This is a genomic window from Nocardia miyunensis NBRC 108239 (assembly GCF_001613065.1).
GTDB classification, from domain to species: domain Bacteria; phylum Actinomycetota; class Actinomycetes; order Mycobacteriales; family Mycobacteriaceae; genus Nocardia; species Nocardia miyunensis.
Map to the genome: position 1 here is coordinate 1 of NZ_BDBQ01000074.1, position 26,465 is coordinate 26,465.

23 protein-coding genes are annotated in these 26,465 nt (G+C 68.7%); 13 read left to right on the top strand and 10 right to left on the bottom strand.

Features of this window, described 5'->3' with window-relative positions; translation table 11 throughout:
* Positions 1–1,612: SWIM zinc finger family protein (locus NM2_RS30365; RefSeq protein ID WP_169816260.1), on the bottom strand; the 1,612-nt coding region annotated here is incomplete at its 3' end.
* A 453-nt stretch (positions 1,613–2,065) separates the two neighbouring features.
* On the opposite strand from NM2_RS30365, the gene NM2_RS30370 reads away from it, so the two are divergent.
* The 5 genes from NM2_RS30370 to NM2_RS30390 all read left to right on the top strand — a co-directional run bounded on the left by NM2_RS30370 (position 2,066) and on the right by NM2_RS30390 (position 7,804).
* Positions 2,066–4,471, top strand: coding sequence for an AAA family ATPase (locus NM2_RS30370; RefSeq protein WP_245718288.1), 2,406 nt, complete (start codon positions 2,066–2,068; stop codon positions 4,469–4,471).
* Positions 4,456–4,896 (top strand): hypothetical protein, encoded by a 441-nt coding sequence (locus NM2_RS30375; RefSeq protein ID WP_067675897.1) that lies wholly within the window; start codon positions 4,456–4,458, stop codon positions 4,894–4,896. Before NM2_RS30370 ends, NM2_RS30375 begins: the two co-directional genes overlap by 16 nt.
* Before the next feature lie 370 nt (positions 4,897–5,266).
* Complete coding sequence (locus NM2_RS30380) at positions 5,267–5,671, top strand: YchJ family protein (RefSeq protein WP_067675900.1); 405 nt, start codon at positions 5,267–5,269, stop codon at positions 5,669–5,671.
* 141 nt (positions 5,672–5,812) lie between these two features.
* Positions 5,813–6,085: an Rdx family protein gene (locus NM2_RS30385; RefSeq protein ID WP_067675903.1), complete on the top strand. Its 273-nt coding sequence runs from the start codon at positions 5,813–5,815 to the stop codon at positions 6,083–6,085.
* A gap of 144 nt (positions 6,086–6,229) precedes the next feature.
* Complete coding sequence (locus tag NM2_RS30390) at positions 6,230–7,804, top strand: carboxylesterase/lipase family protein (protein WP_084531720.1); 1,575 nt, start codon at positions 6,230–6,232, stop codon at positions 7,802–7,804.
* Positions 7,805–7,830: 26 nt separating this feature from the next.
* Here NM2_RS30390 and NM2_RS30395 read toward each other — a convergent pair whose 3' ends face one another.
* The 3 genes from NM2_RS30395 to NM2_RS30405 all read right to left on the bottom strand — a co-directional run bounded on the left by NM2_RS30395 (position 7,831) and on the right by NM2_RS30405 (position 11,601).
* Positions 7,831–9,135 (bottom strand): cytochrome P450, encoded by a 1,305-nt coding sequence (locus tag NM2_RS30395; protein WP_067675906.1) that lies wholly within the window; start codon positions 9,133–9,135, stop codon positions 7,831–7,833.
* A gap of 241 nt (positions 9,136–9,376) precedes the next feature.
* Positions 9,377–10,093 carry a TIGR03089 family protein gene (locus NM2_RS30400; RefSeq protein WP_067675909.1) on the bottom strand — a complete coding sequence of 239 codons (717 nt, stop codon included), beginning with the start codon at positions 10,091–10,093 and terminating at the stop codon, positions 9,377–9,379.
* Positions 10,081–11,601 carry an LCP family protein gene (locus NM2_RS30405; protein WP_084531721.1) on the bottom strand — a complete coding sequence of 507 codons (1,521 nt, stop codon included), beginning with the start codon at positions 11,599–11,601 and terminating at the stop codon, positions 10,081–10,083. The genes NM2_RS30400 and NM2_RS30405 overlap by 13 nt, the downstream gene beginning before the upstream one ends.
* 111 nt (positions 11,602–11,712) lie before the next feature.
* Between NM2_RS30405 and rfbD the strand changes: the two genes are divergently transcribed.
* From rfbD to NM2_RS30430, 5 genes are all read left to right on the top strand, one after another.
* Positions 11,713–12,549: a dTDP-4-dehydrorhamnose reductase gene (gene rfbD / locus NM2_RS30410; protein WP_245718286.1), complete on the top strand. Its 837-nt coding sequence runs from the start codon at positions 11,713–11,715 to the stop codon at positions 12,547–12,549.
* Between the two features lie 9 nt (positions 12,550–12,558).
* Positions 12,559–13,476 (top strand): glycosyltransferase family 2 protein, encoded by a 918-nt coding sequence (locus NM2_RS30415; protein ID WP_281182547.1) that lies wholly within the window; start codon positions 12,559–12,561, stop codon positions 13,474–13,476.
* 53 nt (positions 13,477–13,529) lie between these two features.
* Entirely contained in the window at positions 13,530–14,648 is a 1,119-nt protein-coding gene (manB, locus tag NM2_RS30420; protein ID WP_067675912.1) for a mannose-1-phosphate guanylyltransferase, read from the top strand.
* Between the two features lie 131 nt (positions 14,649–14,779).
* On the top strand, positions 14,780–15,352 hold the full coding sequence (locus NM2_RS30425) for a TetR/AcrR family transcriptional regulator (RefSeq protein ID WP_067675915.1): 573 nt from the start codon (positions 14,780–14,782) through the stop codon (positions 15,350–15,352).
* Positions 15,353–15,377: 25 nt separating this feature from the next.
* The gene (locus NM2_RS30430) at positions 15,378–16,844 is read left to right on the top strand and encodes a phytoene desaturase family protein (protein ID WP_218026021.1); all 1,467 of its coding nucleotides are present in this window, start codon (positions 15,378–15,380) and stop codon (positions 16,842–16,844) included.
* A 295-nt stretch (positions 16,845–17,139) separates the two neighbouring features.
* Here the strand turns inward: NM2_RS30430 and NM2_RS30435 are convergent, their stop codons facing one another.
* The 5 genes from NM2_RS30435 to NM2_RS30455 all read right to left on the bottom strand — a co-directional run bounded on the left by NM2_RS30435 (position 17,140) and on the right by NM2_RS30455 (position 22,536).
* A complete protein-coding gene (locus NM2_RS30435) occupies positions 17,140–18,060 on the bottom strand; it encodes a cation diffusion facilitator family transporter (RefSeq protein WP_067675921.1) in 921 nt (306 codons plus the stop codon).
* Between the two features lie 95 nt (positions 18,061–18,155).
* Positions 18,156–19,373, bottom strand: coding sequence for a mannose-6-phosphate isomerase, class I (gene manA / locus NM2_RS30440; protein ID WP_067675923.1), 1,218 nt, complete (start codon positions 19,371–19,373; stop codon positions 18,156–18,158).
* Complete coding sequence (locus NM2_RS30445) at positions 19,373–20,551, bottom strand: tobH protein (RefSeq protein WP_067675927.1); 1,179 nt, start codon at positions 20,549–20,551, stop codon at positions 19,373–19,375. The genes manA and NM2_RS30445 overlap by 1 nt, the downstream gene beginning before the upstream one ends.
* A 106-nt stretch (positions 20,552–20,657) precedes the next feature.
* Positions 20,658–22,085, bottom strand: coding sequence for a phosphomannomutase/phosphoglucomutase (locus tag NM2_RS30450; RefSeq protein WP_067675930.1), 1,428 nt, complete (start codon positions 22,083–22,085; stop codon positions 20,658–20,660).
* Positions 22,086–22,143: 58 nt separating this feature from the next.
* A complete protein-coding gene (locus tag NM2_RS30455; protein WP_067675932.1) occupies positions 22,144–22,536 on the bottom strand; it encodes a DUF3499 domain-containing protein in 393 nt (130 codons plus the stop codon).
* A 130-nt stretch (positions 22,537–22,666) separates the two neighbouring features.
* Between NM2_RS30455 and NM2_RS30460 the strand changes: the two genes are divergently transcribed.
* Positions 22,667–23,143 carry a metallopeptidase family protein gene (locus tag NM2_RS30460; protein ID WP_169816261.1) on the top strand — a complete coding sequence of 159 codons (477 nt, stop codon included), beginning with the start codon at positions 22,667–22,669 and terminating at the stop codon, positions 23,141–23,143.
* 85 nt (positions 23,144–23,228) lie between these two features.
* Here NM2_RS30460 and NM2_RS30465 read toward each other — a convergent pair whose 3' ends face one another.
* Positions 23,229–23,462 carry a WhiB family transcriptional regulator gene (locus tag NM2_RS30465; RefSeq protein WP_040827503.1) on the bottom strand — a complete coding sequence of 78 codons (234 nt, stop codon included), beginning with the start codon at positions 23,460–23,462 and terminating at the stop codon, positions 23,229–23,231.
* Between the two features lie 597 nt (positions 23,463–24,059).
* Between NM2_RS30465 and cofD the strand changes: the two genes are divergently transcribed.
* Entirely contained in the window at positions 24,060–25,073 is a 1,014-nt protein-coding gene (gene cofD, locus NM2_RS30470; protein WP_439956940.1) for a 2-phospho-L-lactate transferase, read from the top strand.
* Positions 25,070–26,452: a coenzyme F420-0:L-glutamate ligase gene (locus tag NM2_RS30475; protein WP_439956941.1), complete on the top strand. Its 1,383-nt coding sequence runs from the start codon at positions 25,070–25,072 to the stop codon at positions 26,450–26,452. The genes cofD and NM2_RS30475 overlap by 4 nt, the downstream gene beginning before the upstream one ends.
* Positions 26,453–26,465 lie beyond the last annotated feature (13 nt).

Sequence of the window (26,465 nt, forward strand, 5' to 3'; positions counted from 1 at the left end):
ACCCCTCGCTCAACAGGCGGACCAGGCGAGCGGCGGCCGGGGCGGGCAGGACCGGGCGCTGATCGGCGGCGGCGGGTTCGGGCGGCTCACCCGTGCCGGGCAGGACCGCGCCGCGGGCGAAGACGTCCCGCAGCGCGGCGGCCTCGAGCAGAATCAGTGCCGGATCCCCGTGCAGCCGCCCGGCCGCCTCGGCCACCGGTTCGGGCAGCGTGGCCGGATCGAATCCGCGCCGTGCCGTGCCCAACAGTGCGACCGAGGCAAGTTCGTCGGCCTGCGCCCGGGATCCGCCGATCGCCTCCGCGTCGATGGCGGCCATCTCACCGCCCGCCCACGCCGACACCGGAACGAGCCCGTCGGCGGTCCACTCGCCGACGACAGTCACCGGATGTCCGCCCGACAGGCTCATCAGCTGCCAGGGCTGCCGGGCCGGCCGCGCCAGCGGCAGTGCGGAACCCTCCCGGTCCACCACGGACCAGGCGTCACCGGACACCACCGGAACGACATCGGCCAGCAGCACCGGCCACGATCGCAGCCAGGGGTCCGCGCCGAGTGCGCGGGCGTGAGTTGTCAGCGCGGCGGCGATACCGCCCGGCTGCGCGCCGGAGACCTCCGGTGCGGTGGCGAACGACCGGGGGAGCGGTTCCGGTACACCGTGCCGTTCGCCCCACAGCGCACGCAGCGGCGCGGCACTCGGGTAGAAGTGCAGTTCGGCCTCCACCATCGAGCCCGGCACCGGCATTTCCGCGGGGAAGGCCGGAGTGCCGAACGAGTGGTCGAGGATCAGCGCCCATCGCCCGCTGGTGCGCCCGCGCGCCCAGACTCGGCGGGCGTACAGACGCTCCTCCTCGGTGATGCGCAGGCCCAGCACCATCCACTGATCGCGGACGGCGGGCTCGTCGCGGACCGACTCCGCGGTGACCGGATAACCGATGTGGGTGCGCACACTCGCCGCCAGCGCGGGTTCGAGATCGTCGAGACGGCGATGTGCCGTCGCGAGCAGATGCAGCCGGGCGTATTCACGCAGCAGTATCGTCGGCCAGTCCTCCCTGCCGACGACATTGCGTGGAAGTTGCCGCAGCGCCGATGCCACGCCGGAAGCCTGTGCGTCGACCATCCGGGCGGCCACCGATTCGAAGGAGTCGAACGAGCGGTCCGCCTGGGCCAGGCCGGTACGCACCTGATCGCACAGCCACACGTCCAGATCCGCCAGCCCGGCCGCGACCCGATCGCGGCGCTGCGCCGCGGCGGCCGCGGAGGGTGTCTTCTGCTGTGCGGCAACGGATCTGGTCTCCCGCTGCGCGCGGGTGCCGAGCCATTCCGCGGCGTATTCGGCGGGTGCGGCGGCCTCGGGCACCATGCCGTCGGACCAGGTCAGCAGGAGCGACAATGCGTGCTTACAGGGGAATTTCCGGCTCGGGCACGAACATTTGTAGGCGGGGCCGGACAGGTCCACGATCGTCTGGTACGGCTTGGCGCCGCTGCCCTTGCACAGCCCCCACAGCGCGGTGTCGCAGCATCCGGTAGAACCCCACCGCCCGTGCAGTTTTCGCGCGGCGGCGAGCGAGGCGGCATCGGGCGCCAGCGCGGTGACCTGCTGTGCGGTCCATGTCATCGATTCGGTTCCCACTGGTGTCGTCGGCACTGCCGTCCCCCGTTCCTTCGGTTGATCGGATTTCTACCTCACCCCACCGACAGGAAACCGCTCGACGGGTCGAAGGGCGGGTTCGCGGTGTGTTTGCGAGGCCAATAGCGCTGGGGCGGTGAAGAATTGAAACTTCATGTGCTCTTGTGCCGGGAATCGAACTCTGTCATTCTGTTCTGTTCGGTTGATCCGAACCACCCGAATCCGGGTGAGACCCGTAGAACTGCCCGGCCGGGGACGGCCGAGGGGTGGACATCGGGCGGATCACCGCTCGATGGCCATAAGCACCCCGTCCGGGACGGTTCGCGGCCTCCGGCATACGCGGGCGCGCGGCGCATCCGGTAGCGTCAGCATATCGGTAGTCCGAACGTCGGTAGTTCGAACGCACTACCGCGTTTGCGGAGGGAGTGGCAGTTGGGGGACGTGTCCACCGGCGTGGCGCAACGCCTGTCCGATCTGGTGCTGCACCGGCTGGATGCCGACCCGACGATCACCCCGGAGGTGTCGAGTGCGGTACTGGCCGCGCTGGACGCCGAACCCGACCGGTCGCCCGATCTGGGCATGAACGGAATCTTCTTGCGCGCCATCCGAGTTCGTGGCTTCCGTGGTATCGGTCCCGAGGCGTCGCTGCGCCTGGAGCCCGGCCCGGGGCTCACGCTCGTGGTGGGGCGCAACGGGTCCGGTAAGTCCAGTTTCGCCGAGGCCGCCGAACTGGCTCTGACCGGTGACACCCGACGCTGGGCGGGCCGAGCATCGGTCTGGCGTGAAGGTTGGCGAAACCTCCACGACGGCAAGACATCCCGGGTCGAGGTGGAACTCACCGCGGCGGGACCGGACGGCGCGTTGACGATCGCGAGGGAGTGGCCCGAGGGAGCCGATCTCACCGGCGGTAATTGGACACAGTCGCGAAAAGCCGCCGATCCCACCGAATTTCGCATCGAGCGCTGGGCCCGCGCACTCGAGCTGTACCGGCCGTTCCTGTCGTACAGCGAACTCGGCGCTCTGGTCGACGGCCGTCCCAGCGATCTGTTCGACGCACTGCACCGGCTGCTGGGCCTGGACGATCTCACCGCGGCACAGGAGCGAACCCGCGTTCGCCGCCTCGAATTGGAGCGTGCGGCAAGACAATCCCGCGACGAACGCAACGAGCTGCGCACGGCCCTCGAGGCCGTCGCCGATGATCGTGCGGCTCGGGTCGCGCGGTTGCTACGGGCCGCGGATCCGGATCTGGCGGCCATCGGCGGGGAGGTGTCGGGCGCCCGGCGCGATCCGGCCGGTACCGCCGCGTTGCAGGCGATGTTGCGACTGCGACTGCCGGATGCGGGGTCGGTAGACGAGGCCGCCGCGACGGTCGAGGCGTGTGCGCGGCGTCTGAGCGAGCTGACCACCGGCGATACCGAGGCGGAATTGCGTGTGCTGGATCTGCTCACCCGCGCCCGAGCGCACGTCGCGGCCTCGGGTGCGTGCGCGTGCCCGGTGTGCGGTGCGGGCGCGCTCGACGCGCGATGGCTGCACGAGACCGATACCCAGATCGCCCGGCTGACCGAGCGCGCCGCCGCGGTCACCGCGGCCCGCGACAGTCTCCTAGCGGCGGCGAACCATGCTCGCGCCTTGGTGTCGCCGGTACCCGCCGAACTGGATCCGCCTCCGCCGCAGGCGCCCAACGTGGACACCGGACCGGCGCGGCGGGCCTGGGCGGTGTGGGCGACGCTGGCGCAGGCGGAACCGGACGCGGAGTTTCCGGAGCGGTTGCGAGCCGCCCACGCGGATCTCGCGCGGCTGCTGGCGGCGCTGCGCGGCTCGGCCCGTAAGGAATTGGATCGGCTCGACGCGGTCTGGGTGCCACTGGTTCCGCGCATCGCCGCGTGGCTGCAGGGTGCGCGGGCGGTCGCGGCCGCGGAATCCGAGCTGCACACCGTCCGGCGGGCCGAGGACTGGCTCAAATCGGCCGCCGCCGGACTGCGCGAGGAGCGGATGGCCCCGCTGGCCGAGCACGCCCGCGGTATCTGGCGCGGGTTGCGGCAGCAGAGCAATGTGGACCTCGGCGTGATCCGATTGCAGGGCAACGCCGGAGCCAGTCGCAAGGTCCTGCTGGACGTCACCGTCGACGACGCCGGGAGCAATGCGCTCGGTGTGATGAGCCAGGGCGAGTTGCATGCCCTGGGCCTGGCACTGTTCCTGCCGCGCGCGACGGTGCCGGAGAGTCCGTTCGGCTTCGTCGTCATCGATGACCCCGTGCAGGCGATGGATCCGGCCAAGGTGGACGGTCTGGCCCGGGTGCTCGCCGCGGCCGCGCGCAGCGGACGTCAGGTCGTGGTGTTCACCCACGACGAGCGCCTGGCCGAGGCGGTGCGCCGATTGCGGCTGGACGCAACGGTTCTGGATGTGCAGCGTCGGGAGCGGTCCGCGGTTGAGGTGCGCGTCGCGGAGGATCCGGTGCGGCGCTATCTCAGCGACGCCAACGCCCTGGTGCGCACCAAACAGCTGCCGCGTGCCATCGCCGCCGAACTGGTGGTGACCTGCTGCCGCTCGGCCATCGAGGCCGCCGCTCTGGCCCGGTCTCGGCGGACGCTGCTGGCCGAGGGCATCGATCACCGCGAGGTGCAGCGTCGGGTGGACGCCGCGCGCACCACCTGGGAGAAGGTGTCGCTGGCCGTCTTCGGCGATCCGGACCGGGTGGATGATCTGAACGAGCTGCTCGATCGCGACGCGGCGTGGGCCCGGGCGGTGCTGCGGGACGCTGCCGCTGGAGCGCATATCCGGATCGATCGAGGGACACGCGAATTGATCAGCGGGACCAGGAAATTCGTCAAATGGCTGAATCCGTAGCGGAGGAATCGCAGCCGCCGACGGTCGCGCAGCGCCTCGCCGCGGCGGACGAGTTGCTGCGCGGCACGGTGACCGATGCGGGCGGGCTGTGGTCGCGGGCGACGGTGTGGATTCTGCGCCTGGCGCTCGAGCAGTCCATCGATCGGCTGTGGCTGGTCGTGGCGCCGCCGCTGGCGCGGTGCAGTATGCGAGCTCAGCTGCTGGCGTTGGATTCCTATGTCGGTCAGGAGACCTCGGCCCGGATCTCGGCGCTGTGGGCGACGCTCTCCCGGGTGGGGCATCACCAGGATTACGAGCTGGCCCCGACCGTGGTCGAGCTGCGTCGCTGGTTCGACGAAACCGCCCGGCTCTCCGACGAATTGGCGGCATCGTCCGAATCCGACGATGTGGCTACGAGCAAGCAACCGCATACCGGCCGGTCGTAATGGCCCGTATTGTCTATCAATTCGGTGATTTGCGCCCCAATATCGCTATCAACATGGGGATTTCGGTGATGCGAATGAACTATGACCAGTACTGTGTGCTTGCTGCTCGGTTTGCGGCGTGAATGCGGTTGTACACGGTCAGGTTTCATCTATCTCGATGGAAGAGAGCTGCATCATGGATATGGGGACGCTCAACCTGCTCAACACCGGTTCGTCTCTGGTGGCCAATGCCAGCGCTGCGCTGGCGAGTGTCATCAATCTGCTCAGCATGCTGTGAACCCGACGGGTGCGGAGCCGATGATCCGGCGACGCACCCCGGTCGGTGACCGGGCGGTCCGTACTCGGGCCGCCCGGATCCGATAATCGAACGATGCACAGCGAATCTCCGGCCGGCGCCGATCGGTGTCCCTGCCGTAGTGGTGAATCGTTCGAGCAGTGCTGCGGGCCGCGCTTGGACGGCACCCGGCCCGCACCCACTGCGGAGACGCTCATGCGGTCGCGGTACACCGCGTTCGCGGTCGGCGACACCGCATATCTGCTCGCGTCCTGGCATCCCCGGACCCGGCCGCGTCGGCTCGAACTGGATCCGGGGCAGCGCTGGATGTTCCTGGAGATTCTGCGCACAGAGGCGGGCGGGCCGTTCGACGACACCGGTGTCGTGGAATTTCGCGCGCACTACCGCAGTGCGGGCGAGCGGGGGTCGCTGCACGAGTGCAGCAGGTTTGCCAGGGTCGACGGCACATGGCGTTATTTGGACGGAGATGTCGAGATATAACGATTCGGGTGCTTCTTTCTCGAGATGTTGCCCGGTTACGGGGACGCCCATACCGTTCCCACTACAGATGCGCCAAGGAAGCGGAGGAGTTGCTACCAGTTTTTTCGAGGGCAGCTCCGCCGCCGACGTTAGGGTGCGGGTATGCCACGAGTCGCGATCGAGTACTGCACCCAATGCCGCTGGCTGCTGCGAGCAGGTTGGATGGCGCAGGAGCTGTTGAGTACTTTCACCACCGAACTGTCGGAGGTGGCGCTGATCCCGGGGGACGGGGGTGTCTTCCGCATCACACTCGACGGAGAGCAGATCTGGGAACGCCGGTCCGACGGCGGTTTCCCCGACATCGCGCTGCTCAAACAGCGCGTCCGCGACCGGATCGATCCCGGTCGCGATCTCGGTCATATCGATCGCGGCTGACGTGCGAGGGCTCGGGCTTCGCCGTCGGACATGATCTCGGACGTACTCTCTTAACAGAGAGTTGAGGAGGTGCCGCATGAGCGAGCGAGTTCTAAGCGCAGCCGCGGTTGTCGTACCGGAGTCGAGCCAGAGCGAGGCACGGGGATGAGTACTCAATTCTTCCAGGAGGCTCCCGGTGTGGATACCCGGGGCCCCGAGCCCGTCGCCCGCACCGCCGCGGGCGCGGTGCGCGGATTCCACGACGGATCGGTGCACGTCTGGCGGAGTATTCCGTATGCGGCGGCCCCGGCCGGGCCCGAGCGGTTCAGCCGCCCGCAGCCGCCCGTCCCGTGGGACGGGGAACGTGACTGCACGGAGTTCGGCGAGATCGCCCCGCAGACGATGGGCACCATGGTCCCGGTGGATTCCGGTCTGCGGATGGGCGAGGACTGTCTGTGGGTGAACGTATGGGCTCCCGCCGGGTCGCGCTCGGAGCCGCGTCCGGTGATGGTCTGGCTGCACGGCGGTGCGTACTGCCTCGGCACCGCTGCCCAGAGCATCTACGACGGTCGCAAACTCGCCGAGACCGGTGGCGTCGTCGTGGTCGGGGTCAACTATCGGCTGGGTGCGCTGGGTTTCCTGGACCTTTCCTCACTCGGGCACGACTTCGTGCCGAATCTGGGCCTGCACGATCAGATCGCCGCACTGGAGTGGGTGCGCGACAATATCGCCGCATTCGGCGGCGATCCCGGCAATGTGACGCTGTTCGGCGAATCGTCGGGTGCGGGATGTGTGACAGCCCTGCTCACCTCGCCGCCGGCGGCCGGGCTGTTTCATCGGGCCATCGCGCAGAGTCCGCCCGCCACAACGGTTTTCGGGCCTGAACGAGCTACGGGCGTGGCCAGCCGATTCCTGGAACTCATGGACCTGCCCCGGCAACGGGCCAAGGAGCTGCTCGACTGCCCGATCGATCGGATTGTGGCGGCGGCCGGGATCCTGCTGGACGAGGTGCCGCTGCAATCCCCGGGCCGGTTGGCCGCGGCGCCCGTGGTGGACGGCGATCTGCTACCCACCTATCCGACCGACCGCTTCCAGCAGGGGCGTTCTCACCGCGTGCCCCTGATGATCGGCACCAACCGGGACGAGTCGTCGCTGTTCCGGCTCTTCCGCTCGCCGATCATGCCGGTCACCCCGGATGCGGTGAACGCCATGCTCAAGGGCGTCGCCGCCGATCACCCGGAGATGTCGCCCGAGCGGATCGCCGAGATCACCTCGGCCTATCCGGATCTGAGCAAACCCCGTGGCGCGCTGGCGATGTCCACCGACGCCGCGTTCCGGATGCCCGCGCATTGGGTCGCCGATGCGCACTCCCGGCACACCCGCACCTGGATGTACCGGTTCGACCAGGCCACCCCGATGTTGCGCGCGGCGCGGGTCGGCGCCGGACATGCCACCGAATTGCCGTACGTCTTCGGCAATTTCGGCACTCTCAATCACGACCCGACGTTCTGGCTCGGCGGTCGCAAGGCGGCTATGGAGGTCTCGGGCCGGATGATGCGGCGCTGGCTGGCATTCGCCGAGCACGGTGTTCCCGCGGCACTGGACGGATCCAAGCACTGGCCGCCGTACCGCGAGTCCACCCGCGCCACACTGGTCATCGACATCGCGGACCGCATCGTCGACGATCCGGACCACAACCTCTTCACCGCCTGGGGTGACCAGGTCGTCGGCTTCAGCTGAGCCGCGGCGAACGACCTGGCGGTCTGTCAGACCGGGGTCGTGTGTTCGGCGTGGCGACGGCCCAGGTTCGCTCGCATATGGCTGTAGCCGTGCAGGGTGAACAGCGGTCGGCGCTGTGGTAGGCCGTCGAGTTGCAGGTCGGGGAAGCGGTCGAACAGTGCGCGCAGGGCGTGCACGGCCTCCATCCTGGCCAGGCTGGCGCCGAGACAGGCGTGGATGCCCGAGGAGAACGTCAGGTGATCCTTGGCGTTGTCGCGGGTGATATCGAAACGGTCCGGCGCGGCGAAGACCTTCGGATCGCGATTGGCGCCGGCCAGTGACAACACGATGGTCGTGCCCTTGGGCATCCGGATGCCCTCGTACTCCACCTCGCGCAGCGCGACCCGCCCGGTGTTCTGTACGGGCGCGTCGAAACGCAGCACCTCTTCGACGGCGTTGGGCCACAGCTCCGGATCCTCGCGCAGTTTCGCGAGCTGGTCGGGATGGTCGAGCAGTTGCACGATGGCATTGCCGATCAGGTTGACCGTGGTTTCGAAACCGGCGCCCATCAACAGGCTCGCGGTGGCCTTCAGATCGTTGTCGTCGAGTTCGCCCGCGGTGATCAGGCTGGACAGAATGTCCTCGCCGGGGGAGCGGCGCAACTTCGCGAGGTGCTCGTCGGCGTATGCGTCCATCTCGGCGATGGCTGCCACGGCGCTGCGATAGGAGGGCCACGGGATGCCGATGTCCAGCAGCGGGCTGATCGCATCGCCCCAGCCGAGGAAGCGATCCTTCGCGCTGTGCGGGAAGCCGAGCATCTCGGAGATGATCGCGATCGGCACCTGCGCGGCGAAATCGGCCACCAGATCGGCCGAACCGTTCGCGGGCAAGGCGTCCAGCAGCTCCTCGGTGACCGATTCGACGCGCGCGTGCAGCCTGCCGATCGCCCGCGGGGTGAACGCCGCCGAGACCGACCGACGCATCCGGGTGTGCTCGGGCGGATCGATGACCAGCATGGACGGCGGTTCCATCGGATTCGGCGGGAGCGGGGCCAGCGTGGTCAGTCCGCGCAGCGGGCGGGGGATGTCGAAGCTCTCCGCCGCGCGCACACCCATCGCATTGTCGCGCAGGATGCTCCGGCACAGATCGTGTTCGACGGTCATCCGGGCGAACGGCCCGCCGACCAGGCGTCCGCGCGCCCGTATCGACTCGAGCAGCGGGTACGGATCATGAGTCGTCGCGGGGTCGCCGAACAGCTGCGCGAGTGGATCGCCACGCCGGGCGTACGCCTTCAGTGCCAGCCGCGGCGCACCTTGCACCGACATCCACCGCATCCAGTACAGCGGCCTCATCGCTACCCCCAATCGTCGTTTCGTCCATTCGGCATCCACGGTACGTACGCGTACAGTCCGCGGAAACGTCCTACGGTCGGACTCGAACCCCTACCGCGGTAGGACTGCCACGTCCGATGCTACGAGCGCGATACCAGGACGTACACACTTCTGTCCCAGCCGCACCCGCTACTCGCGGACACGCCGACGACAGCCTTCGAACCGTGTGCGGATCCACGAACGGGGTGCGTCCTGCAACCGATCAGGACCGCGTGCGGGTGACGTGCTCGGTGCTGACCCGGTGCTCACGTTTCGCCGGATCGGCATTGTCGACCTGTACCAGCGACGCGCCCGCCGCGTACACCGCGAGCAGACCGTCGATCACCTCGTCGGAGGTGCCCCAGGGTGTTTCGGACAGAACCCGATCCTGCTCCGAGAACCCTTGCCGCACAGCGGATTTACGAGATTCCGCCAGAACGTCGGCGACGGATGTGCCCGCCAGCGCGACGCCCGCGCCACGCGGGTGGAACTGATCGCCGTGCGCCCGCACGGACGTCGCGAAATCGGTGACGCCCAGCGGCAGATCACGCACCGGCCCGCCCATCGCGTCCAGCGAGAGCGCCGCCACCTCGGCGATGTGGTCTACCTCGTCGAGCCGCTGCGCGGTGGCCAGCGCGAGTTCGGCGTCGTCGTCGGGCCGCAGCACCACCTCCGCACCGGCCCACCAGCAGCCCAGCAGCACCGCGGCGGTCTGCCAGTGCGCGGGCAGCAGCACCGCGACCCGCGCGCCGGGGGTGAGACCGAATTCGTCGCGGATCAGGTTGGCGGTCTTGGCCGCCCAGTTGGCCAGGGTGAGGGCGGACAGTTCGATGCGAGCGCCGGTGGCGTCGTCGTAGTAGGTGATCCGCGGTCCGGCAGGGTCCCGGGCGAGGATCGGCTCCAGGAGCGCATCAGTGAGAGTCTGGTTCAGTTCACGCATTTCGGTCCGTTCTGCCCTGCGTCGATGGGAGCCGCGGGCGGGACCGGAGTCGCGGTGCTCGAGCTCGAGCTCGAACTTCCCGACATGTCGAACAGTTCGCCCGCCGCCGAGCCCGGACCAGAGTAGTCACCGGCCAGCACCACCCGAACGGCCCCCTCCGGCGTCCCCGGAACGGCCCGCACCGGCAGCCCGCCCAGCGCCTTGGCCACCGCCTCGGCCTTGGGGTCGGAGGTGCTGGCCGCCAGCACCCGGCTCGTCGACACCGGAGCGCCCGACCAGTTGTCCACCGTTCCGGTGCGGAATCCCTTGCCCGCCAATGCCTGTGCCACCTGTCCGGCCAATCCGGAGGTGTCGCTGGCGTTGTACACGTCCGCGGTCACCTGCGAGGGGGTGACGCCGCCCGAGCCGGATCGGCCGACCAGCGACGCGACATAGGTATGGACCGCGGACGAATCCACCCGCACCACCGATTCGCCGTTGTCGGTGGTGCCGTTGAGATCGGCCACCGGGATCGTCTCGAAGCGCACCTGCCCGCCGGAGAGATCCTGCAACTGCTTCAGGAAATCCAGCACGTCCCACTTGTCGTCCAGCACGATCGTGCGGCCCATCGCCTTGCTGAGCGCGTCCAGCTTCGACGGATTGGCCAGGATCTTCGCACTGAGCGCCTGATGTACCAGCGAGGCCATGTACGCCTGCTGACGCACGATCCGGTCCAGATCCCCGCGCGGCAGATCGTGCCGCTGACGCACGAAACTCAGCGCCTGCGCGCCGTTGAGCCGCTGGACACCCGCCGAGAAGTCCGCACCCGACATCGGTTCGTCGACCGCGTTGTTCAGACAGACCTGCACCCCGCCCACGGCATCGGTGAGCAGGACGAACCCCAGCAGCCCCACCTCGGCGTAGTGGTCGACGGTGATACCGGTCAGACCGGCCACCGTCTTGATCAGCGCCTCGCGCCCGGCCTTGGTGGACTCCTTGTCCGCCTCGGCATCCGAGACGCCCTTCGCGGCGAGCTTCTGCCGGGCCAGCTCCTTGGTCGACCCGTACGCTGAATTGATCTTGCCCATGCCGATGCCGGGAATGTTCACGTAGGAGTCACGCGGTATCGAGATCGCCGTGGCCGAGCGGCCGTTGTTGGGTATGCGGATCAGGATGATCGTGTCGGTGTTGGTGCCGACCTCGTCCCCGGCGTGCAGCATCGCCCGTTCGGTCTTGCTGAGCGGATTTCCGTGCGCGTCGGTGCGGCTGTCGATGCCGACCATGAGAATGTCGGTGGCCCCGTCACTGCCGCCGCCGAGGCCCAGATCGCCGATCCGCTCGATGCCGGAGATCAGTCCGTCGATGCTGTGCCAGCCGAAACCGGTGACGATGAAGACCAGGGCGGCGAGCGCCGCGACCAGTACCCGGCCCGGATGGGCGCGAGGCGATCGAGCTGGGCGGGCGTAAGACAGCTTCTGCGGCAATGCTCTGATCCTTTCGGCCACGCCCTGAAGAAATTTTTCACGCATCGACCCCGTGATTCGAGGCTAGCCAACACAGTCGCGGGCACACCTGAGGCGCGACGGGCGTGGCGTGCCAGACTGGCCCGCGTGTGCCCAGAAATTTCCAGGCGTGTAGTGGTGACCGGCGCGGGTGGACAACTCGGCCGAGCCGTGCGCGCCCAGGCTCCCGATGTCGTGGCGTTGCGCCGCGAGGATCTCGACATCACCGACGCCACGGAAGTGCGCGCCGCCCTCGAACCCGGTGACGTGGTGCTCAACTGCGCCGCCTACACGGCGGTCGACGCCGCCGAATCCGATGTCGAGGGCGCGTTCGCCCGCAACGAGACCGGCCCGGCGGTGCTGGCGGCGGCGTGTACCGCGCTGGGCGCCACACTGATTCACATCTCCACCGACTACGTCTTCGACGGGACCGGAACCCGCCCTTACGAACCCGGCGACCCGACCGGGCCCACAACCGTGTACGGCCGCTCCAAACTGGCCGGCGAACAGGCTGTGCTGCGCTCGGCGCCCGATGCGCACATCGTGCGCACGGCCTGGGTGTACACCGGTGAGCAGCGCGATTTCGTCGCGACAATGCGTCGGCTGGAACGCGAACGCGAGACTGTCTCGGTCGTGAACGACCAGATCGGTTCACCCACCTTCGCTCCGGACCTGGCCGCGGGCCTGCTCGAGCTGGTTCGTTCTGCCGCGGCCGGTGGGCACGGCATCGCGCCGATCCTGCACGCCACCAACGCCGGACAGTCCAGCTGGTTCGAATTGGCTCGCGCGGTCTTCGCCGGGGTAGGCGCGGATCCGGAACGGGTGCGTCCGTGCAGCAGTGCGGAATATCCGAGTTCCACACCGCGCCCGGCATATTCGGTGTTGTCCAACCGTGCCTGGACCGAGTCGGGGCTGACTCCGCTGCGTGATTGGCGGCTCGCACTCGCCGACGCGCTGGCCCGGCCGGACCAGTAGGCTGCACCGGTGAACTCTTCGGATGCAGTAGAACGGCACGACGGTGAGACGATCCCTCGGCCCCGTCTGGTCGTGGTCACCGTGACCTATTCGCCCGGCGAGCACCTCGAGCACTTCATCAGTACCCTGACCACCGCCACCGCTGAGAAACCGCAGGTCATCCTGGCCGACAACGGTTCGGACGACGGGACTCCCGAACTCGCGGCCGATGCGAACGAACATGTGCGGCTGCTGCGGACCGGCGGCAACATCGGATACGGCGGCGCGATCAACCGGGCCGTGGCGGAGATCGATCCGGAGATCGAGTACATCCTGATCGCCAATCCGGACATCCGCTGGGGTACCGATTCGATCGACACTCTGCTCGAGGCAGCCCAACGCTGGCCGCGCGCCGGGGCGATCGGCCCGATGGTGCGCGAACCCGACGGCAGCGTGTACCCGTCCGCGCGCTCGGTGCCCGGAGTGCTCGATGGCGCCGGGCATGCCGTCCTGGGCAGCATCTGGCCGGGCAATCCCTGGACACAGCGTTATCGTCAGGACAACGAGCAGATCGCCGAACGCACCGTGGGCTGGCTCTCGGGCTCCTGCCTGCTGGTGCGCCGCGCCGCGTTCGACAGCATCGACGGCTTCGATTCCCGGTACTTCATGTACATGGAGGACGTCGATTTCGGCGACCGGATGGGACGCGCGGGCTGGCACAATGTGTTCGTGCCGTCCGCGGAGGTCACGCACGCCAAGGGCCATGCGGCCGGACGCAATCCCGAAACGATGCTGCCCGCCCATCACGCGTCGGCGTATCGTTTCCAGGCCGATCGGCATCCGCACTGGTGGCAGGCACCGTTGCGGTGGGCGCTCAAGGCGGGACTTGCGATTCGCTGCAGGCTTGCGGTTCGATCTGCGCTGCGCGAACGTGACGCACAGCGTTAGCGCGACGACTTTCACCCACGCGCGCGTGGACCGAACCTGACAAGGGGAGATTGATGGCGGACAACGCTGTGTCGAACGGCGGCAGCGCCGGGCCCGAGCCCGCCGCGACGGCCGATGCGGTGATCCTGGTCGGCGGCCAGGGCACCCGGCTGCGCCCGCTGACGCTCTCCGCGCCCAAACCGATGTTGCCCGTCGCGGGTCTGCCTTTCCTGCATCATCTGCTGGCCAGGATCGCCGACGCGGGTATCACGCACGTGGTGCTGGGCACCTCGTTCAAGGCCGAGGTGTTCGAGGAGCATTTCGGGGACGGCGCCGAACTCGGGCTCGACCTGGAGTACGTCACCGAGACCGAGCCGCTGGGCACCGGTGGCGGCATCCGCAACGTGCTGCCCAGACTGCGCGGGGACACCGTGCTGGTCTTCAACGGCGATGTGCTCGGCGGTGCGGATCTGGGCGCGATACTCGACACGCATGTCGCGACCCAGGCCGATGTGACACTGCATCTGGAACGGGTGGGCGATCCGCGGGCCTTCGGCTGTGTGCCCACCGACGAGTCGGGCCGGGTCACCGCATTCCTGGAGAAGACCCAGGATCCGCCGACCGATCAGATCAACGCCGGTTGCTACGTGTTCCGCCGCGAGTACATCGAGAAGATCCCGACCGGGCGTCCGGTGTCGGTGGAGCGTGAGGTGTTCCCGTCCTTGCTGGCCGAGGGTGCGCACATCCAGGGCCACGTGGACGTCTCGTACTGGCGCGATATGGGCACGCCCGAGGATTTCGTGCGTGGTTCGGCGGATCTGGTGCGCGGTATCGCACCCTCGCCCGCCCTGCCCGGCCAGCGCGGTGAATCGCTGGTGCATCCCGGGGCCGGTGTGGCCCCCGGTGCGCTGCTGATCGGCGGCACGGTAGTCGGACGCGGCGCGGAGGTCGGCGCGGGTGCGCGCCTGGACGGCGCTGTGCTGTTCGACGGCGCACGCGTGGAAGCCGGTGCGACAGTGGAACGTTCGATCATCGGCTTCGGCGCCCGCATCGGGCCGCGCGCCCTGGTCCGTGACGCCGTGATCGGCGACGGCGCGAGTGTCGGCGCTCGCTGCGAACTCCTGCGCGGCGCCCGCATCTGGCCCGGCGTCGAGCTGCCCGACGGCGGAATCCGATTCTCCACGGACGTCTAGGAATTCATGTCCGGGTCGCGGCTCGGGCAACGTCTGCGGTGACGTTGCCCGGCCGCGGTGCCGAGTCCGGCTGCGGTGCATTGAGCATGATTGCACATGGCTACATTGTCTAGCGATGCTAGAATTTGTCCATGAGCACCCAGACGCGACGCGAACGGCAGCGGGCCGAGCGGCATCAGCTGATCATCGATACCGCGCGGGAGATCGCCGAGACGCAGGGCTGGGATGCGGTGACCGTGCGACGGCTGGCCGAGGCGATCGAATACAGCCAGCCCGTGCTGTACAGCCATTTCAGCGGGCGCGACGCGATCGTGGCCGCGGTCGCCGAACAGGGGTGCGCCGAGATGGCGGTTCGATCCCGGGAGTTGCGCACGGCGGCGCGGACCCCGGAACAGGCCCTGACCGCCGTCGCGAGCGGTTATCTGGACTTCGCGCGGGACAGTCCCGCCCTGTACGACGCGATGTTCGTGCAGAAGGTGGATCTCACCTTCGGCGAGGGCGCGCCGCAGGCGCTGCAGGACGCGTTCGCCGAACTGGCGGCGGTATTCGCACCCTTCGCCGGTGAACACGACGTGGAGACCTTCACCGAGGTCGGCTGGGCGGCGTTGCACGGGCTGGCGACGCTGGAACAGCACAGCAGGCTGCGGCCGGACTTTCGTGACCAGCGCCTCGCCCTTCTCGTGACCCACTGGACACAACGCTGAGCATCTCGCACCTACCATGGTGATCATGGACGTCGCCGTTGTCGGATCCGGGCCCAATGGTCTTGCCGCGGCGGTGATCTGCGCCCGTGCGGGACTTGACGTGCAGGTGTTCGAGGCGGCGGACACGCTCGGCGGCGGCTGCCGCACCGGCGAGGCGACCCTGCCCGGTTTCCGGCACGACGGGTGCGCGGGCGCGCATCCGATGGCGGTGGCCTCCCCGTTCTTCCGCGCCTTCGACCTGGCCGCGCAGGGGGTCGAGCTGCTCGCCCCCGAGATCTCCTACGCCCACCCGCTCGACGGCGGAACGGCAGGTCTGGCCTGGCGTGATCTGGATCGCACGGTGGCCGGGCTGGGCCGCGACGGTGCGTCGTGGGGGAGGCTGTTCGGGCCGCTGGTGCGCAACTGGCGCGAACTCGTCGCCCTGGCGATGTCCGACACCCGCCATCCGCCGCTGGACGCGATCACCGGTGTGCGCTTCGGCAGAAGGCTGCTGGAACAGGCATCGCCATTGTGGAACTTGCGTTTTCGGCAGGATGCCGCCGCCGCGCTGTTCACCGGAGTGGCCACGCACGCCATCGTTCCGCCGCGCGCATTCTCCGCCGCGGGCGTCGCACTGCTGCTGGGCACGCTCGCGCACGTCGACGGATGGGTGATTCCGCGGGGCGGCAGCCAAACCATCGTCGACGCGCTGGCTGCCGGACTCGAAGGGGCGGGCGGCCGCATCACGACCGGTCACCGCGTCGATTCGCTCGACGAATTGCACGGCGCGAATGCGATTCTGCTCGACACCGCGCCCGCGGAACTGCTGCGGCTGGGCGGTGATCGCCTGCCCGCGCGGTACGCCGCCCAACTCTCCCGGGTCCGCTACGGCGGTGCGGCCTGCAAGGTGGATTTCGCGCTGTCGGGACCGGTGCCGTGGCAGATGCGCGACTGCGCGCTGGCCGGGACGCTACATCTGGTGGGCACGCGGGCCGAGGCGCTCGCGGTCGAGCGCGAGGTCGCCGCCGGGCGTCATGCCGATCGGCCGTACGTACTGGTCATCCAGCCCGGAGTAGTCGACGATTCCCGTGCGCCGCAGGGCAATCACACCCTCTACGCCTACGCGCACGTGCCCAATGGTTCCGCGCGCGACGTCAGCGCCGAGGTGATCGCCCAGATCGAGCGTTTCGCACCGGGTTTCCGCGATCTGATCCTGGCGCAGCACGTCCGTACCGCCGCGCAGATGCCGTCGTACGACGCGAACTACGTCGGCGGAGACATCTCGGCGGGCGCGATGACCTTGCGCCAGACCCTGTTACGCCCCACCCCCCGCTGGAACCCCTACTCCACCGCGCTGCCCGGCGTCTACCTCTGCTCGGCATCCACCCCGCCCGGACCGGGCGTGCACGGCATGTCCGGTCTGCACGCCGCATCCCACGCCCTGCGCACCCGCTTCGGCATCCGCACCGACCCACTTGCTCTCGCCGCCGGAGCCGCACCGATCCCGGGGTGAACGACCGGCGACGGATTTCGGTTGCACGCCCCGGCAGGTTGTCCTCTGCGGTTCTCTGCCCGCGGGCACGGGCCGTGTGAACCGAATGGCTATGCCGCGATCGAGGTTTCCACCGCAGACAGAGACCACCACGATGCCGCGCGGCCCGACGCGATGAGTGCGGCCGCATCAATCCACGCGTTGTCGATGCATCATCCATGTCGAGCGGTTCGTCCGCAGGATCCGAATTCGTTTCCGGGCGGGCCGAATCCGTATCGCCGGACCTGCCGCCGCGGATCGTCCGCGCGGACGGGCGCTACGCGGGCTGGGTGCGGTAGAGGTCGGGTTCGATGTACATGAGGCGGGCGATGGGGACCGCGGTGCGAACCCGTTCCTCGGCGGCGTCGATGGCGGTGGCGATATCGCCGATCTCCAGGCCGGGCACGATCGCGACCTTGGCGGCGATCAAGAGCTCCTCGGGGCCCAGGTATTCGGTGCGCAGGTGGATGACGCGATCGATGTGGGCGCCGTCGACGAGGTTCTCGCGGATCGCGCGGATCTGTTCGGGGGTCGCGCCCTCGCCGATGAGCAGGCTCTTCATCTCCACGATCAGCACGACGGCGATGACGCCCAGCAGGATTCCGATGCCGAGGGTGCCGATGCCGTCCCACACCGGATTATCGGTGAGCATGGTCAGCACGACCGCGACCAGCGCGATCAGCAGGCCGATCAGCGCCCCGCTGTCCTCGAGCAGCACCACCGGAAGTTCCGGATTGCGGGAGTTGCGGATGAACCGCCACCAGCCGACGCCGCCGCGCAACGCCGCGGACTCCTTCATGGCCGTGGCGAAACTGTAGCCCTCCAGCCCCGCGGCGATGGCCAGGATGACGACCGCCACGATCGGCGAGGTCAGCTCCTCCGGATGCTGGATCTTGTGGATGCCCTCATAGATCGCGTACATCGAGCCGAGCGTGAACAGCACCAGCGCCACGACGAACGAGTAGAAGTAGCGATTGCGCCCGTAGCCGAACGGATGCAGCTCATCGGCCTCCTGCTCGGCGCGCTTCTGCCCGATCAGCAGCAATCCCTGATTTCCGGTGTCGGCCAGCGAATGCACCGCCTCGGCCAGCATCGATCCGGAGCCGGTGATCAGCGCACCGACGAATTTGGCGACAGCGATGCCCGCGTTCGCGCTGAGTGCCGCGAAGATCGCCTTCTTACCGCCACTCGCAGACATACCTGTCGTCCTTGCCCTTTCGTAGCCCTGCTCACTCTGTGTCCGATTTGTCCGCAAACCCTACCGGAACGTCCCGACATCCGATCTCCGGTGTACTACTCGCCCCCCACGCAGGCGCAGAACAGCTGTGCCGCTCCGTCGACCGCCTGCGCACGGATATCGGTGTCCGCCGCGGAGATCCAGGCCGCACCGCCCGGGGTGATCACCAGATCGTCGCCGCCGCCCTGCAGCAGTCGCACCGTCCCGGCCGTGCACAGGATGATCCCCGGTCCGGTGCGCGGAATCGGCGTCGGCTCGGCCCCGGCCTCGAGTTCGAAGCGACGCAGCGCGAATTCGGTTGCGGGCGTGCGGTATCGGAACGAACAATCGCCGACCGGTTCCGCGGTCACGATGGGCAGGGCGAGCGGTTCGAAGTCCAGCACCCGCAGCAGTTCGGGCACGTCGACGTGTTTGGGCGTGAGCCCGCCGCGCAGCACGTTGTCGGAGTTGGCCATGATCTCCACGCCGACCCCGTTCAGATAGGCGTGCAGATTTCCCGCCGCCAGGAACAGGCCCTGGCCGGGTTCGAGGGTGATCCGGTTGATCAGCAGCGCGGCCAGTACGCCGGCATCGCCCGGATACGCCTCGGCGAGTTCGAGAATCGTGCGCGCCTCGGGAGTGAATTCGTCGTGGCCCTCGGCCAGATAGTGCACACAGCCGTCGAGCACCTTGGGCAGCAGCGTGTCCAGCATGGCCTGCGGCAGGGTGATCCAGGTGGTGAACACCGTCCGCAGACCCGACGAATCCGGTTGTGCGGCAAGCAGTTCGATGTACTGCTTCAGCTCGGGAACGGCCAGCGCGGTCAGCAGCGCGACGGTGCGGTGCGGATCGCGGAATCCGGCCAGCGCCTCGAATCGGTTCAGCGCCACCACCAATTCGGGTTTGTGGCTGTCGTCGCGGTAGTTGCGCATGGGCGAATCCAGCGGCACCCGTTGCAGATTCTCCTGCTCGAATCCGGCGCGGGCCTGAGCGGCGCTGGGATGCGCCTGCAGCGACAGCGGCTCCTCGGCCGCGAGAATCTTCAGCAGGAACGGCAGGCGTCCGCCGAATTCCGGTGCGACCGCGCCCAATTGGCGTTGCGGATCCGCCGCGACGAACTCGAGCAGCGATTCGGTGCGGCCGTCGATGTGCACCTGCGCCGGGTCGGCCGGATGCGCGCCGAACCACAGTTCGGCCTCGGGATGGGCAGATGGCACCGGACGTCCGCACAGCTCAGCCAGGACGGTGCGCGAGCCCCAGGCGTAGGAACGCAACGCACCAACGAGTTCGTGCACTAGTAATGGCCCCCGTCGTAGTGGGCAGAGCGATCGGCCGACGTCGCGGGACCGCTGAGCAGACGCAGATACGCCGCGGCCGTCTCGAGCCGCAGCGCGAGTACCGCGAGCTGCTCGAGTTCACCGCCGGGCTGTACGGCTCGCGGGCCCTGCTCGCCGGGCTGTCCGGCGATCAGTTCGGCGTCCACGTTCACCAGTTCGGCGTCGATCAGGCCGGATCCCGCCGCGAAGATGGTCAGGCGACGATGCGCGGCGAGCTGATCGGCATCCGCGCTCACCACGAACAGGCCGACCCGTTGTACGGGAGCCGGGCCGTCGAGCTGCTCGTCGTGGAACAGCGGATCGAAGCCCGGTGCCGCCGCACCCGCGGCCGCGGAGATCAGGGCGTGTGCGCCCGCCACCTGGGCCAGGTCCGCGGCCGTGCTGATCTGCCCGGCCGCCGACAGCAGCACCTCGGAGATGTGCGCGGCCACCTGGGTGGCGGCGGGGGAATCACCGGAGAGCACGACGCTGCGCTGTTGCATCCGAGCGGCCAGCGTCTTCGACGGATTGTGGAAGACCTCGTTGGTGGGTCCGTCGCGCAGGGCCTCCGCGTCCAGCGCGTCGGCCAGCGCGTCCAGATCCGGTGTGAGCGGGCCGATGTGGGCCGGATCGATGGCCTGCAGAACGGCGATGCCGACGGCCAGATAACGCAGCAGGCGGTTGTGGTCCAGTACGGGCACCCGCGGCGGCAGCATGGCCGCGCGTCCGGCGGCGGCAGTGCGCAGCGGGCCCTCATCGGGCGCGGCCACGACGACCTCCGCGCCACGGTGCAGTGCCCGATCGATCGCGCCGATCACCCGCGGATCGCCCGCGTCGTCTCCGGCGACGAGCACGACGTCCAGCGGGCCGACCCACTGCGGGATCGACGTGACGGGCACGATCGGCAGTGCGGCGCGATCGCCCAGGCAGGCCACCAGCAGTGCGGCCGCACGCGCGGCGCGGCCCGCGCCGGTGACGATGACGAGGCTGCGCGGGCGCATATCCCTCAGCCGTGCCAGTACGCCTTCGCCGACAGCCGCGGCGGTCGCGCGCACCTGCGCACCGCCGGATGCTGCCGAACGCAACGTCCCCCCGGAATCCGCAGCCTCCAGTGAGGCGACGTCATCGAGGTCCAGGACCGGTGTCCCTGCGATCATCGGGCGTTGCCACCTCCCCTCATCGAGTCAGCAGGCCGGGAGAACCTGTCCGTACGGAGTGAAAAGTCGGGGGGCGAATACACGCCCTGTGATTCCACTATTCCAGTCAGCCGCGCACGATGCTCAGGATCTCGGTTACGAGTGCGTCTACTTGCTCGGTCGAGCGGGCCTCGACGTTCAGGCGCAGCAGCGGTTCGGTATTGGAGGCGCGCAGATTGAACCACGCTTCCTCGGGCAGTTGCACGGTCACCCCGTCCAGCCGGTCCACCGCGACGGCCCGGTCCTGGAATGCCGTGAGTACGGCCATAGTCCGCTCCTTGGCATCGGCCACCGTCGAATTGATCTCACCCGACGCCGCATACGTCGCATAGGACGACGCCAGCTCCGACATCGGACGCTCCCCGCCGCCGAGGGCGGCCAGCACGTGCAGGGCGGCGAGCATGCCCGAATCCGCACCCCAGAAATCGCGGAAGTAGTAGTGCGCGGAATGCTCGCCCCCGAAGATCGCTCCGGTCGCGGCCATCTGCTGCTTGATGAACGAATGCCCGACCCGGGTGCGCACCGCGGTACCGCCCAGTTCGGCGACCAGCTTCGGCACCGACTGCGAGGTGATCAGGTTGTGGATGACGGTCGCGCCCGGCTCCTTGGCCAACTCGCGTTCGGCCACCAACGCGGTGATCGCCGACGGCGAGACCGGCTCGCCGCGCTCGTCCACCACGAAGCAGCGATCGGCGTCGCCGTCGAAGGCCAGGCCGATATCCGCACCCGAAGTGCGGACCAACTGCTGCAGATCGACCAGATTCTTCGGATCCAGCGGATTGGCCTCGTGATTGGGGAACGAGCCGTCGAGTTCGAAATACAGCGGATCGATGGTCAACGCCGGTACCGCGCCCAGTACGGCCGGCACGGTGTAACCGCCCATGCCGTTGCCCGCGTCGACCGCGACCTTCAACGGGCGGATGCCGCCGAGATCGACCAGCCCGCGCAGGAATTCGGCGTAGGCGTCGAGCAGACTCTCCTCGGTGGCGGTGCCCGGTGCGCCGGCGTGGGCCGGGACGCCCTCGACGAGCTCGCTCGCGATCGTCGCCAGTCCGGTGTCCTGTCCGACGGGCAGGGCGTTGGCGCGGCACAGTTTGATGCCGTTGTAGCGCGCGGGGTTGTGACTGGCGGTGAACATCGCGCCCGGGCAGCCCAGATGTCCGGAGGCGAAATACAGCTCGTCGGTGGAGGCCAGACCGATCTGCACCACGTCCAGGCCCTGCGCCAGGACTCCGGCGGCGAAGGCGGCGGACAGGGTGGGGGAGGAGTCGCGCATGTCGTGGCCGATGACGACCCGGGTCGCCTGCTCCCCGCGCATCAGGCGGGCGAAGGCACCGCCGACGTCGCGCACGAATTCCTCGTCGATCTGCTCTCCGACCACACCCCGCACGTCGTAGGCCTTGACAACTGCTTGAACCGATTCGGCAGACCGAGCGACCGGCCCACCCGTCGCCCGACCGCCACCCCTGATCGAATCGCTGCGCGATGCTGACATGGTTGACACCCTAATAGGGCCTGACCCCCGGAACATATTCCGTCCCGGATCCGCCCACTCAGTTCGGCGGGTCGGGCAGTACGCGCAGGTGCCCGCGACGGCCGGTGCGCGCCGGACGAGCCGGGCGCTGTGAGGCGGGCTGGTAGTCGGCGGAGTAGCCGCGCTGTTCGGGTTCGCTTGTGCGGCGGCGCATCCCGGCCTCGCGCACGGCCTCGGCCAGCGCGGTCAGATCATCGTCGTCGGGACTGCTGGAGGAGAAGCCGCCCTCATGGCGGACCATGTCCCAGCCCTTGGGGGCGGTGATCCGGGAGGCGTGCGTCTCGCACAGGTCCCAGGAATGCGGTTCGGCGACGGTGGCCAGCGGGCCGACGACGGCCGTCGAATCGGAGTAGACGTAGGTCAGCGTCGCGACGGCCGGGTTCTTGCAGCCGGGCCGGCAGCAACGACGCATGGGAATCACGCAAAGGAGAGTAACCCTCCCGAGGCCCCCACGCCGAGGAGACACGCGCGAATGGCGCATACCAGTTTGTCGCGTTCACCTCCTCGCCCCGGTGTCGGGAGGGGTGACTAATCTCGTGGTTATGACGCGTTCACGGAAGCGGCGACCGCCGACGGCACGGTCGGTGATCCGTCGCGGGCGGGGGGTGCGCGGTCCGATGCTGCCGCCGACGGTTCCGGCCTGGCGCACGCGCGGGCAGCAGTTCGACCGGCTCGTGCTGGAGGCCTTCGCGCCGCTGGACAGCCGCTGGCACGACCGGCTCACCAAATTGGATATCGCGGTCGATGATGTGCCGAAAATCCGTGCGCTGCACCCGGATTCGGTGACCTGGCCGGACGAGGTCGTGGCCGACGGCGCGGTGCCGCTGTCCCGGCTGATTCCCGCGGGAGTCGATTCGCGCGGTGAGCCGACCCGCGCCCGGGTGGTGATCTTCCGCAAGCCCCTCGAACTTCGCGCCAACGACCCGGACGACCTGGTCGATCTCCTACGCGAGGTCCTGGTCCAGCAGATCGCGACCTATCTCGGCGTGGAACCGGACGTCATCGACCCGGAGGAGTGAACTCGCCGCGGCTCCCCGCGGCGAGAGGCGGGCCGGAGCCCGCTGTGTCGAACATGCGGAGGCGAGGGCGAGCGCCCTCGGCCTCCTAGCCGATGCCGCGCTTGAGACGGCGGCGTTCGCGTTCGGACAGGCCGCCCCAGATACCGAAACGCTCGTCATGGGCGAGTGCGTATTCCAGGCATTCGTCCCGGACCTCGCAGCCCATGCAGATCCGCTTCGCCTCGCGCGTCGAGCCGCCCTTCTCGGGGAAGAACGCCTCCGGATCGGTCTGGGCGCACAGGGCGCGTTCCTGCCACTGCTCCTCGATGGTGTCGAACATCGCATCGAAGTCGGTGACGATGAGACTCAGCTGCGGCGGCTCGGGCTTGCGCTGTGCGCGTGCCCACTGGCCGCCCTGCTGCGGGTGACCGTCCGGCTGCGCCGGTGTGTCGGAATCGATTCCGGTCACCATGCTTCCCCCCTCTCGTTCGCCGATCCAGCGGTCGGTGCAGACGCCTGGAACTGCGCCTGCCGTGGAATCGGTTTGCGATACACCACCCGGAATGCCCGACGGGGCCAGCTCCTCGGCCATCGCTCCGCCTCCTCACTGTGTGTTAGCGCAGAAAGATTTATCCGTCGGACCCGATTTGCCCACCGACGGCCCAACACCGCGACGTTGTCCCGCGGACATCCCCGAGCTCGTCATTCCCGTTCGAACATTCGTTCGAAATGCGGTCTGCGCCTTGTGCTCTCGCGCATGCCCGGAATGACATGCCTGTGATTAGACACGCCGGACTGCGCGGTGGTCAAGCTGCCGACACAATTCCGTTACTATCCGCGACCGGGTTCGAGGCTACTCGGCGACTCTCTAGTAGCAAATGACCAGCAAATATGCTCCTCGTCGGGCCCGCCGAGACAACGCATAGGCTATGCGGATGTGACTGGAGAACAAGCGGACATCGCGCCCGCTGCCGAGCATGCCGGTCCCCGAACCAGTGTTGCCGTTCTGGTCGGCGGAGTCGGCGGCGCACGGTTCCTGCAGGGCGTGCGTGAACTACTGCCGGACGCCGATATCTCGGCGATTGTGAACGTCGGCGACGACGTCTGGATGCACGGTCTGCGCATCTGCCCGGACCTGGACACCTGCATGTATACCCTGGGCGGCGGCATCGATACCGAACGCGGCTGGGGTCGGGTCGGGGAGACCTGGCACGCCAAGGAGGAGTTGGCGAAATATCATGCCCAGCCCGATTGGTTCGGGCTCGGAGATCGCGATATCGCGACGCATCTGGTTCGCAGTGAAATGTTGCGTGCCGGATACCCGCTCTCCGCGGTCACCGAGGCGTTGTGCAACCGATGGCAACCCGGTGTGAAACTTCTTCCCGCGACCGACGATCGATGCGAAACCCATGTCGTCATCAGTGAGCCGGACAACTCTGGCGAACGTCGCGCGATTCATTTCCAAGAGTGGTGGGTACGCTATCGCGCGGACGTCGACACCCATGGATTCGTCACAATCGGGGCGGATCAAGCCGCTCCGGCGCCAGGTGTGACCGAAATCATAGAGCGGGCCGATGCGGTTCTGCTGGCCCCCTCGAACCCCGTGGTGAGCATCGGCGCCATCCTCGCGGTCCCCGGAATTCGCGGCGCGCTGCGCACCACCGCGGCCAAGGTGGTCGGCCTGTCGCCGGTGATCGATGGAAAGCCGTTGCGCGGCATGGCCGACGAATGCCTCGCGGTATTGGGTGTGGAAACCACGGCCGAGGCCATCGGCAGGCATTTCGGCGCCCGTTCGGACACCGGCATCCTGGACGGCTGGCTGGTCCACTCCACCGATACCGCCGACGTTCCGGGCGTGGAGGTGCGCAGTGTCCCGCTGCTGATGACCGATCCGGCCGCCACCGCCGAAATGGCCCGCGAGGCACTGGATATCGCGGGGGTGAAGCCGTGAACGAGTTGTCGGCACAGCGCGTGCCGGTGCTGGCGGACGCCGGTGATCACGCGCCCGGCGGTGAGCTGCGGATCATCCCCGTGGCCGGACTGCCGGAATTCCGCCCCGGTGACGATCTCGCCGAACATATTGCGGCACAGGCGCCCTGGCTCGCCGACGGCGACGTGCTGGTGGTGACCAGCAAGATCGTCGCGAAGGTGGAGGGGCGGATCGTCGCCGCGCCGGAGGATCCCGAGGAACGCGATGCGGTCCGCCGGGAACTGGTCCGCTCGGAGGCGGTGCGGGTGCTGGCGCAGAAGGGCCGCACCCTGATCACTGAGAACAAACTCGGCATCGTGCAGGCCGCCTCCGGCGTGGACGGTTCCAATGTCGAACAGGGCGAATTGGTATTGCTGCCCAGCGATCCCGACGCCAGCGCCTCGGCCCTGCGCGGCGCGCTGGCCCAGCGGCTCGGCGTGGACGTCGCCGTGGTCGTCACCGACACGATGGGCCGCGCCTGGCGCAACGGCCAGACCGATGCGGCGATCGGCGCGGCCGGACTGCGGGTGCTGCACGACTACGCGGGCGCGGTCGACGGGCAGGGTAACGAGCTGCAGGTCACCCAGGTCGCGGTCGCCGACGAACTCGCCGCCGCCGCCGATCTGGCCAAGGGCAAACTCGGCGGCGTCCCGGTCGCGGTGGTGCGCGGACTCGACCCGCACGACGACGGCTCCCGCGCCGCGGATCTGGTGCGCGGCGGCGAGGACGACCTGTTCTGGCTCGGCACCGCCGAGGCGATCGAGCGGGGGCGGCACGAGGCGCTGCTGTTGCGTCGGTCGGTGCGCCGATTCGCCGACACCCCGGTCGATCCCGAGCTGATCCGGTCCGCGGTCTCGATGGCGCTGACCGCGCCCGCGCCGCACCACACCCGGCCGGTGCGATTCGTCTGGGTGCGCGATCGCGCGTTGCGGGCGCGGTTGCTGGAGACGATGGCCGACCGGTGGCGCGAGGATCTCAACGGCGACGGTCGCAGTGCCGACAGTGTGGAGCGTCGTGTGGCGCGCGGGCGGATCCTGTTCGACGCACCCGAGGTGATCATTCCGTTCTGCCTGCCCGACGGTGCGCACGACTATCCGGACGAGCGTCGCCGCGCCGCCGAATCCACCATGTTCACCGTGGCCGTCGGCGCGGCGGTGCAGGGCCTGCTGGTCGCCCTGGCCACCGAGGGCGTGGGCAGCTGCTGGATCGGCTCGACCATCTTCGCCCCGGAGACCACCCGCGAAGTGCTAGGCCTGAGCGCGGAGTGGAATCCGCTGGGCGCGATCGCGATCGGCTACCCGGACGAGGAGCTCACCCCGCGCGAGCCGCGCGATCCCGGCATCGGTCTGGTCGAGTTGTAGGCGGGCTCGCACG

What these genes read in the sequence shown, in the direction of transcription:
- NM2_RS30435 (WP_067675921.1), bottom strand. Translation starts at nt 18,060, where the DNA reads ATGTCTGCGAGTGGCGGTAAGAAGGCGATCTTCGCGGCACTCAGCGCG.
- NM2_RS30445 (WP_067675927.1), bottom strand. Translation starts at nt 20,551, where the DNA reads ATGATCGCAGGGACACCGGTCCTGGACCTCGATGACGTCGCCTCACTG.
- NM2_RS30460 (WP_169816261.1), top strand. Translation starts at nt 22,667, where the DNA reads ATGACGCGTTCACGGAAGCGGCGACCGCCGACGGCACGGTCGGTGATC.
- NM2_RS30450 (WP_067675930.1), bottom strand. Translation starts at nt 22,085, where the DNA reads ATGTCAGCATCGCGCAGCGATTCGATCAGGGGTGGCGGTCGGGCGACG.
- NM2_RS30425 (WP_067675915.1), top strand. Translation starts at nt 14,780, where the DNA reads ATGAGCACCCAGACGCGACGCGAACGGCAGCGGGCCGAGCGGCATCAG.
- NM2_RS30385 (WP_067675903.1), top strand. Translation starts at nt 5,813, where the DNA reads ATGCCACGAGTCGCGATCGAGTACTGCACCCAATGCCGCTGGCTGCTG.
- NM2_RS30405 (WP_084531721.1), bottom strand. Translation starts at nt 11,601, where the DNA reads ATGCGTGAAAAATTTCTTCAGGGCGTGGCCGAAAGGATCAGAGCATTG.
- NM2_RS30455 (WP_067675932.1), bottom strand. Translation starts at nt 22,536, where the DNA reads ATGCGTCGTTGCTGCCGGCCCGGCTGCAAGAACCCGGCCGTCGCGACG.
- NM2_RS30400 (WP_067675909.1), bottom strand. Translation starts at nt 10,093, where the DNA reads ATGCGTGAACTGAACCAGACTCTCACTGATGCGCTCCTGGAGCCGATC.
- NM2_RS30465 (WP_040827503.1), bottom strand. Translation starts at nt 23,462, where the DNA reads ATGTTCGACACCATCGAGGAGCAGTGGCAGGAACGCGCCCTGTGCGCC.
- NM2_RS30380 (WP_067675900.1), top strand. Translation starts at nt 5,267, where the DNA reads ATGCACAGCGAATCTCCGGCCGGCGCCGATCGGTGTCCCTGCCGTAGT.
- NM2_RS30430 (WP_218026021.1), top strand. Translation starts at nt 15,378, where the DNA reads ATGGACGTCGCCGTTGTCGGATCCGGGCCCAATGGTCTTGCCGCGGCG.
- manB (WP_067675912.1), top strand. Translation starts at nt 13,530, where the DNA reads ATGGCGGACAACGCTGTGTCGAACGGCGGCAGCGCCGGGCCCGAGCCC.
- NM2_RS30375 (WP_067675897.1), top strand. Translation starts at nt 4,456, where the DNA reads ATGGCTGAATCCGTAGCGGAGGAATCGCAGCCGCCGACGGTCGCGCAG.
- NM2_RS30390 (WP_084531720.1), top strand. Translation starts at nt 6,230, where the DNA reads ATGAGTACTCAATTCTTCCAGGAGGCTCCCGGTGTGGATACCCGGGGC.
- NM2_RS30395 (WP_067675906.1), bottom strand. Translation starts at nt 9,135, where the DNA reads ATGAGGCCGCTGTACTGGATGCGGTGGATGTCGGTGCAAGGTGCGCCG.